Genomic DNA, 7,366 nt, shown 5'->3' with positions numbered 1-7,366 from the left:
TCCGGGTTCGGCTGGAAGAAGAGCGCCGACTGGGTCATCATGGTATTCTTCGGCGGCGTCAACAGCCTGACCGGCTCCACCCTGGGCGCCTTCATCCTCAGCGCACTGCCCCAGATGCTCCGTGATCTGCAGAACTACCGCTACGTCATCTACGCCGTGCTGGTGCTGCTGATCCTCAACTTCAAGCCGTCCGGCCTGCTGGGCGAGTGGGAACTGACGCCCCGTCACATCCGGGATACCTACCGCCGCCTGCGCAGCAAGATCAACACCAAAAAGGAGGGATGAGCCATGGCATTGCTGGAAGTCAAAAACATTTACAAAAGTTTCGGCGGCGTCAAGGCTATCCAGAACTTTTCCATTGAAGCCAACGCCGGCGAGATCCACGGCATCATCGGCCCCAACGGCGCCGGCAAAACCACCATTTTCAACACCATTTCCGGTGTATACACCGCCGACCAGGGCACGGTGCTGCTGGACGGCCAGGATATCACCAAACTGGAACAATACAAAATCACCCGGCTGGGCATGGGCCGCACCTTCCAGAACATCCGCCTGTTCAAAGGGCTGACCGTACAGGAAAACGTCATGTGTGCCTTTGACCCCCAAAGCCGGTACAACATTCTGGGCGGCCTGCTGCCCACCCCCAAGCGCCGTGCCGAAGAAAAGCGCGGCCGGGAACTGTGCGAAAAATACCTGGAGATCGTGGGGATGCAGGATTACCTGCAGGAACGGCCGGAGAATCTTTCCTACGGCATGCAGCGCCGCATCGAGATCGCCCGCGCCCTGATGTGCGAGCCCAAGATCCTGCTGCTGGACGAACCCGCCGCAGGTCTGAACCCCACCGAAGTCGCCGAACTGACCGAATTGATCCAGCGCATCTCCCAGCAGATCGGTTTCGGCATCCTGCTTATCGAGCACCGGCTGGAACTGGTCATGAGCATTTCGCACATGATTCACGTGCAGAACTTCGGCGAGACCATCGCCGTCGGCACGCCCGAGGAAGTGCAGCACAATCCCCAGGTCATTGAGGCTTACCTGGGCAAGGAGGAATGACGATGGAACCTATGCTGAAAGTAACCGATCTGGCCGTAAGCTACGGCCATGTGGAGGCACTGCGCGGCATCAGCATCGAAGTGCAAAAAGGGCAGATCGTGTCCATCATCGGTGCCAACGGCGCCGGCAAAACCACGCTGCTGCGCACCATCTCCGGCCTGGTCAAGCCCAAGGCAGGCAGCATCGCCTTTGAGGGCACGCCCCTGCCCCGCAAACCCAGCAAGATCGTGGGCGCCGGTGTGGTCCATGTTCCGGAAGGCCGCAAATGCTTTTCCGGCCTGACCATCCGGGACAACCTGCTGGTGGGCGGCTACCTGTTCAAAGGCGCCGACCTGGAAAAAGACCTGCAGGAGCAGTACAAACGCTTCCCCATTCTGGAAAAACGAAAAGATCAGTTTGCGGGCACTTTGTCCGGCGGCGAACAGCAGATGCTGGCCGTGGCCCGCGGCCTGATGTCCCGCCCCAAGATCCTGCTGCTGGACGAACCGTCCATGGGTCTGGCCCCCATCATCGTCAACCAGATCTACGATCTCATCCGTGAGATCCGGGATTCCGGCATCACGGTGCTGCTGGTGGAACAGAACGCCCGCAAGGCACTGGGCATCTGTGATTACGCCTATGTACTGGAAAACGGCAAGATCAATCTGTCCGGCACCGGCGACGAGCTGCTGCGCTCCGACGCGGTACGCCAGGCTTACCTGGGAGGCTGACGCCATGGCCTACACACCGGATTTTGAGATCGTGCACATCGGCGTCAACTGCCGGGACGCGGCGGAAGCCGAAGCCTGTGCCGACCAATTTGAAACCCTGTTCTGCCTGCCGGTGAACCCCGCCAAGGAAAGCGCCGACGCCCGCTTTACCGGCACACAGGTCGAGTGGATGAAAGCACCCGGCCGCGGCCGCTGCGGGCACATTGCCCTGGCCACGGCCGACCTGCCCGCCGCCCGGGCTTACCTGGAAGAAAAGGGATTTCTGTTTGACGAGGACTCCATCAAACGGATGCCGGGCGGCCGCATCCTGGTGATCTACGCCCGGCAGGAGATCGGCGGTTTTGCCATCCATCTGATGCAGAAATAAACGCGGCATCGCACATACCACAGAAAGTGAGGAACTCTATGATTCGTGAGTGGAACGAAGAATCCCTGGACCACCGCAACACACTGCTCTACGCCATGGGCATTTCGGAAGAGGACGCCCAGCGCCCCATCATCGGCCTGGTCAACACCTGGAACGAGATGAACCCCGGCCATTTTCCCTTTGACAAGGCGCTCATCGCCGAGATGAAGGAGGAAATCTATAAAGAAGGCGGTCTGGCGCTGGAACTGCCCATCACCGGCATCTGTGACGGCATCTGCAGCAACACCCCCGGCGACCGCTACACCCTGCCCACCCGTGACCTGGTTTCCAGCGAGGTGGAGACCGTGGCGGAACTGAACATGCTGGAAGGCATGATCATCATGGCCACCTGCGACAAGGTGGTGCCCGGCATGCTGATGGGTGCGGTGCGGGTAAACATTCCCACCGTCATGTTCACCGGCGGCTATATGGCAGCCGGTCACCGTTCCGACGGGCGGATGATCACCCTGACCCACACCAAGCAGGCCTATGCCGCCTATGTGGAGGGCAGCATCACCCGGGAAGAATACAAGGACGTGGTGCGCAACGCCTGCCCCACCCCCGGCGCCTGCCCCTTTATGGGCACCGCCAACACCATGTGCGCCATGGCCGAGGTGCTGGGCTTTACCCCCCACGACAACGCCAGCTGCCGCAGCCAGACGCCCAAGTGGCATGAGCTGGCCCGCCAGGCAGCCCGTCAGGTAATGCACGCCTGGCGGGAGGAGATCCGTCCCCGGGACATCCTGAGCCAGTCCAGCTTTGAGAACGTGGTGCGCTACATGATGGCCACCGGCGGCAGCACCAACAGCATGCTGCACATCCCGGCACTGGCCCGTCAGGCACATTTCGACATCACGCCCGAAACGTTCGATGCCATCAGCCGCGAAGTACCGGTGCTGAGCACCATCTACCCCAACCACCCCACCTACACCATGGAGGACTTTGAAGCTGCCGGCGGCCTGGGCGCCGTCATCAAGGAGCTGGCCGCAGCCGGCAAGGTGGACACCGAGGCCAAGGGCATGTTCGGCACCCTGGGCGAGAAAGCCGCCCGCGCCTGCAACAAGAACCCCGACGTGATCCATCCGGTCAGCGATCCCATCCATGAGCAGGGCGGTCTGGCCGTGCTGCACGGCAACATCGGCACCGACAGCGCCATCGTCAAGTTCAGCGCCGTGGACCCCGCCGCCTGGAAATTCAGCGGCCCGGCCAAGTGCTACGATTCCCAGGATGACGCCTGGCATGCCATCCTGAAAGACGAGATCGTGGCCGGTGACGTGGTCATCATCCGCTACGAAGGCCCCAAGGGCAGCCCCGGAATGCCCCACATGGAAACCTTTATGGCTGCCGTGCTGGGCAAGGGCCTGGGCACTCAGATCGCTCTGGTGTCGGACGGCCGATTCAGCGGCGCCACCGGCGGCCTGGCCATCGGCCATGTGGCTCCTGAAGCTTATGAGGGCGGCAATTTGGCATTGATTCGCAACGGCGACATGGTGTATATTGATATTGAAAATCGAACCTTGACGGTCGATGTCAGCGACGAAGAGCTTGCCGCCCGCAAAGCCGCCTGGAAGCCGGTGATCAAACCCGCCACCGGCTGGCTGCAGCTCTACCGCCGGCAGTGCACCTCGGCGCACCGCGGCGCGACCGTATACTGGGATCAGGAGTAACAGCAAACCGGCCCATGGAACAGGCAACCCGCTGCCTGCCGGTATGCTATGGAATATCAAGTACAGCAGGGGGTCGTCATGAATCTCAAGCAGGTAGCCGCGCTGGCCGGCGTATCGGTCAGCACCGTTTCCCGTGTATTGAACGGGAAGTCCTATGTGAACGCCGAAACACGTGAAATCGTGATGAAAGCGATCCGGCAGACCAATTACCAGCCCAACGCGCTGGCGCAAAGCCTGAAAATGGGCCGCAGCAATACCATCTGCCTGATGATCCCTTCCATTGAGAACATGATGTTCCCCAAGCTGACACGCGGCGTGGAGGATATTGCCCGCAAAAACGGCCTGACGGTCTTTTTGTGCAATACCGACGAGGATGCCGCGGTGGAAAAGGCCTACATAGAAACCATGAAAATGCGCTGGATCGACGGTTTCATCGTCTGTTCCATCGCCAGCGATGCGCCCCATATCCGCTCGCTGCGCACCGAGGGCTACCCCCTGGTGCTGGTCAACCGTTTTGAAGCAAGCGACATCGGCAAGGTGGATACCGTGGCTGCCGACAACTATCAGATCGGCTACGACGCCACCCAGTACCTGATCCGCACCGGGCACAAACGCATTGCCATAGCCTACGGCCGGGACGAACTGCTTTTGTACCGGGAACGCCGGCGCGGCTATCTGCAGGCCCTGGCCGACAACGGTCTGCCCTGCCCGGAAGCCTACACCATGCGGGAGACCAACGGCAACAACGGCTTTTATTACCAGACCAAGGAGCTGATGGGGCTGGACAATCCGCCCGACGCCATCTTCTGCAGCAGCGACCCCAAAGCCTTTGTGGTGATGCACGCGCTGCATGACCTGGGTCTGCGCATCCCGGAGGATGTGGCGGTCATCGGCGTGGACAACGTGAGCATGGCCTCCATGGTGGAGCCTCCGCTGACCACCATCTCCCAGCATTTGTACCGCATGGGAGCCGCCGCCGCCAACAGCCTGATCCGCCAGATTGAATACAAAGAGAAAAACGGCGTGCTGCCCAAACCGGAGCGCACCATCTTCAGTTCCGACCTGATCGTGCGGCGCTCCACCAACTGAGCGGTGCGGCACGCCCGCCATGAGGGATTGTGCCGATGAACAAATTAGGAATCAACCTGTGGAACTGGGTGCCCGGCCTGGGCGAAGCCTGCCTGGGCCTGCCCGCCAAAGTGGCAAGCATGGGCTTTACCGCCATTGAGCTGCCCATGACCGTGCCCGACCCCGGTGCGGCCCTGGAACAGGAGATCCGCAGTACCGGGCTGGCGGTTTCGCTGTGTGCAGCCCTGGGCGCCGGGCGGGATCTTTCCAGCTTTGACGCCGAGGTACGCCGCAGCACCCTGCAATACCTGACCCAATGCCTGCAGACCGGCGAGCGGCTGGGTGCCACGGTGCTGGCCGGCCCGCTGTACGCGGGCGGCGGCAAGCGCCATGCGCTGCCCCCCGACGAACGCAGCCGGGAATGGGAACTGGCCGTGACCGGCCTGCAGGAGCTGGCCCGCCGTGCCCGGGAGTGCGGCATGACGCTGGCCCTGGAACCGCTGTGCCGCTACCGCACCAGCGTGGTGAATACGGTAGACCAGGCCCTGCGGATGATCGACGACATCGGCAGCCCCAACGTAGGGCTGCATTACGACACATTTCACGCCTGCCTGGAGGAAGCCGACCTGCTTTCTTCCCTGAGCAGAGCACTGCAGGCCGGCAAAGTACTGCACTTTCACGCCTGCGCCAATAACCGCGGCGCGCCGGGGCAGGGCCTTGTTCCCTGGAACGACGTACTGCGCCTGCTGCAGGAGGAACACTACCGCGGCCACATCACGATGGAAACGTTTGCACCCGGTGGGCTGGACGCCAGCTGGGTCCATGTACACCCCGAACCGGACGAAGTGGCCCGCAGCGGCCTTGCCTTTCTGCGCAGCTTTTTTGAACAACATCCACCCGTTGCCTAAAGGAAGGAGCGTTGCCCCATGCAACCAAGCATCAATCGCATTGGTGAAGTATATGAACCCTTTAAAGTCCGTTTTCTGGAACGGCCCATTCCTCCGCTGGCCCCGGATGAGGTGCTGGTGCGGGTAAAGGCCAGCGCCATCTGCGGCAGCGACCTGCACATTGCCCGCGGCCTGCATCCTTCCGCCCCGCTGCCGGTGACCATCGGCCACGAATTTTCCGGCGATATTGCCGCCGTGGGCAGCGACGTGCGCAAAGTCAAGGTGGGCGCCCGGGTCACGGTTGAGCCCTGCATCGTCTGCGGCAAGTGCGACGCCTGCCGCCACGGCCAGTACGGCTACTGCGAACAGATCAGCTTTACCTACCGCAACGGCGACGGCGCCATGGCTGATTATGTGGTGGTCAAGGAGCCCTACGTCTACGAACTGCCCGATTACCTGACCTACGAGACCGGCGCCCTCATTGAACCTTTGTCGGTGGCCACCCACGCGGTGCGCCGGGCCGATATCCGCCTGGGCGAAACGGTCCTGATCATCGGTGCGGGGGCCATCGGCATGATGGTCGCCTCCATGTGCCGCCGCAGCGGTGCCGCCGAGATCATCATTGCCGATTTTTCCGATCAGCGCCTGGAAATGGCGCTGCAGGTGGGTGCCACGGTGGCCGTCAACAGCGGCCGCGAGGACCTGGAAGAAGCGGTAGCCCGCATCACCCACGGCAAAGGCGTGGACAAGAGCTTTGAGTGCGTGGGCCGGGAAAGCTGCTTTTTGCAGGCCATCATGACGCTGAAGCGCAACGGCACCGCCACCATTGTGGGCATCTACGAAAAACCCCAGGTGCAATTCCCCGCCAGCCGCCTTGTGACCCACGAGATCCACATTCAGGGCGCCCAGGGCTACTGCTGGGACTTCCCCATCGCCATTGCCGCCGCCCGCGACATCCCGCTGGAAAAATTCATCACCCATACCTTCCCGCTGGACCAGCTGCAGCAGGCGCTGGATACCGCACTGGACCGCAACAGCGGCAGCATCAAGGTCATTCTGAAACCGTGATGCCCCCGTCCCCGACAAGGAGAACTACCATGCCACACGAGAAATTTCATTATAAATCTCTGGCCGAGGTGCAGCAGAAGGCGGCCGAACTGGGCCTTTCGCTTCCGTTTGCAAACGATACCAGAGTGCTGGCGCAGCCCCTGACCGTGGGCAGCGTCACCTTCCCCAACCGTCTGGGCGTCGCCCCCATGGAGGGGGCCGACTCCCTGCCGGACGGCTCCCCTTCGGAATACACCACCCGCCGCTATGTGCGGGAAGCCGAGGGCGGCAGTTCCGTGCTCTGGTTTGAGGCCATCTCCATTGTGGAGGAAGGGCGCTCTTCCCGCACCCAGCTGCTGCTGACCCGGGACAACCTGGACAGCTACAAACGGCTGACCGCCGCCGTCAAGGAAGCCGGCCGGAAGGCCAACGGCTACGAACCGTACCTGATCCTGCAGGCCAACCACAGCGGCCGGTATTCCAACCCGGACAACAAACCCGCCCCCATGATCGCCTACCGGCACCCCG

7 protein-coding genes and 2 pseudogenes are annotated in these 7,366 nt (G+C 62.0%); all 9 read left to right on the top strand.

What is annotated here, in order from left to right:
* Positions 1–285 (top strand): annotated as a pseudogene (locus H6B10_RS11200) (branched-chain amino acid ABC transporter permease); the annotation flags it as partial.
* A gap of 3 nt (positions 286–288) precedes the next feature.
* Positions 289–1,053 carry an ABC transporter ATP-binding protein gene (locus H6B10_RS11195; RefSeq protein WP_204651684.1) on the top strand — a complete coding sequence of 255 codons (765 nt, stop codon included), beginning with the start codon at positions 289–291 and terminating at the stop codon, positions 1,051–1,053.
* A gap of 11 nt (positions 1,054–1,064) precedes the next feature.
* Positions 1,065–1,763 (top strand): ABC transporter ATP-binding protein, encoded by a 699-nt coding sequence (locus H6B10_RS11190; RefSeq protein WP_330032622.1) that lies wholly within the window; start codon positions 1,065–1,067, stop codon positions 1,761–1,763.
* 4 nt (positions 1,764–1,767) lie between these two features.
* A complete protein-coding gene (locus H6B10_RS11185) occupies positions 1,768–2,130 on the top strand; it encodes a VOC family protein (protein WP_204651682.1) in 363 nt (120 codons plus the stop codon).
* A 38-nt stretch (positions 2,131–2,168) separates the two neighbouring features.
* Positions 2,169–3,836 (top strand): dihydroxy-acid dehydratase, encoded by a 1,668-nt coding sequence (gene ilvD, locus H6B10_RS11180; RefSeq protein ID WP_204651681.1) that lies wholly within the window; start codon positions 2,169–2,171, stop codon positions 3,834–3,836.
* Positions 3,837–3,914: 78 nt separating this feature from the next.
* Complete coding sequence (locus H6B10_RS11175; protein ID WP_243427359.1) at positions 3,915–4,925, top strand: LacI family DNA-binding transcriptional regulator; 1,011 nt, start codon at positions 3,915–3,917, stop codon at positions 4,923–4,925.
* Between the two features lie 35 nt (positions 4,926–4,960).
* Positions 4,961–5,812: a sugar phosphate isomerase/epimerase family protein gene (locus H6B10_RS11170; RefSeq protein ID WP_204651679.1), complete on the top strand. Its 852-nt coding sequence runs from the start codon at positions 4,961–4,963 to the stop codon at positions 5,810–5,812.
* An 18-nt stretch (positions 5,813–5,830) separates the two neighbouring features.
* Positions 5,831–6,859 (top strand): zinc-dependent alcohol dehydrogenase, encoded by a 1,029-nt coding sequence (locus tag H6B10_RS11165; protein ID WP_204651678.1) that lies wholly within the window; start codon positions 5,831–5,833, stop codon positions 6,857–6,859.
* A 29-nt stretch (positions 6,860–6,888) separates the two neighbouring features.
* Positions 6,889–7,366, top strand: a pseudogene (locus H6B10_RS11160) (flavin oxidoreductase/NADH oxidase); the annotation flags it as partial.

The sequence above is a fragment of the Gemmiger formicilis genome, from assembly GCF_016901605.1.
Lineage (GTDB): Bacteria > Bacillota > Clostridia > Oscillospirales > Ruminococcaceae > Gemmiger > Gemmiger formicilis_B.
This window is presented reverse-complemented; position numbering and strand designations above follow the sequence as displayed.

Coding starts and splice junctions, on each gene's coding strand:
- H6B10_RS11195 (WP_204651684.1), top strand. CDS start 289: ATGGCATTGCTGGAAGTCAAAAACATTTACAAAAGTTTCGGCGGCGTC.
- H6B10_RS11190 (WP_330032622.1), top strand. CDS start 1,065: ATGCTGAAAGTAACCGATCTGGCCGTAAGCTACGGCCATGTGGAGGCA.
- H6B10_RS11185 (WP_204651682.1), top strand. CDS start 1,768: ATGGCCTACACACCGGATTTTGAGATCGTGCACATCGGCGTCAACTGC.
- ilvD (WP_204651681.1), top strand. CDS start 2,169: ATGATTCGTGAGTGGAACGAAGAATCCCTGGACCACCGCAACACACTG.
- H6B10_RS11175 (WP_243427359.1), top strand. CDS start 3,915: ATGAATCTCAAGCAGGTAGCCGCGCTGGCCGGCGTATCGGTCAGCACC.
- H6B10_RS11170 (WP_204651679.1), top strand. CDS start 4,961: ATGAACAAATTAGGAATCAACCTGTGGAACTGGGTGCCCGGCCTGGGC.
- H6B10_RS11165 (WP_204651678.1), top strand. CDS start 5,831: ATGCAACCAAGCATCAATCGCATTGGTGAAGTATATGAACCCTTTAAA.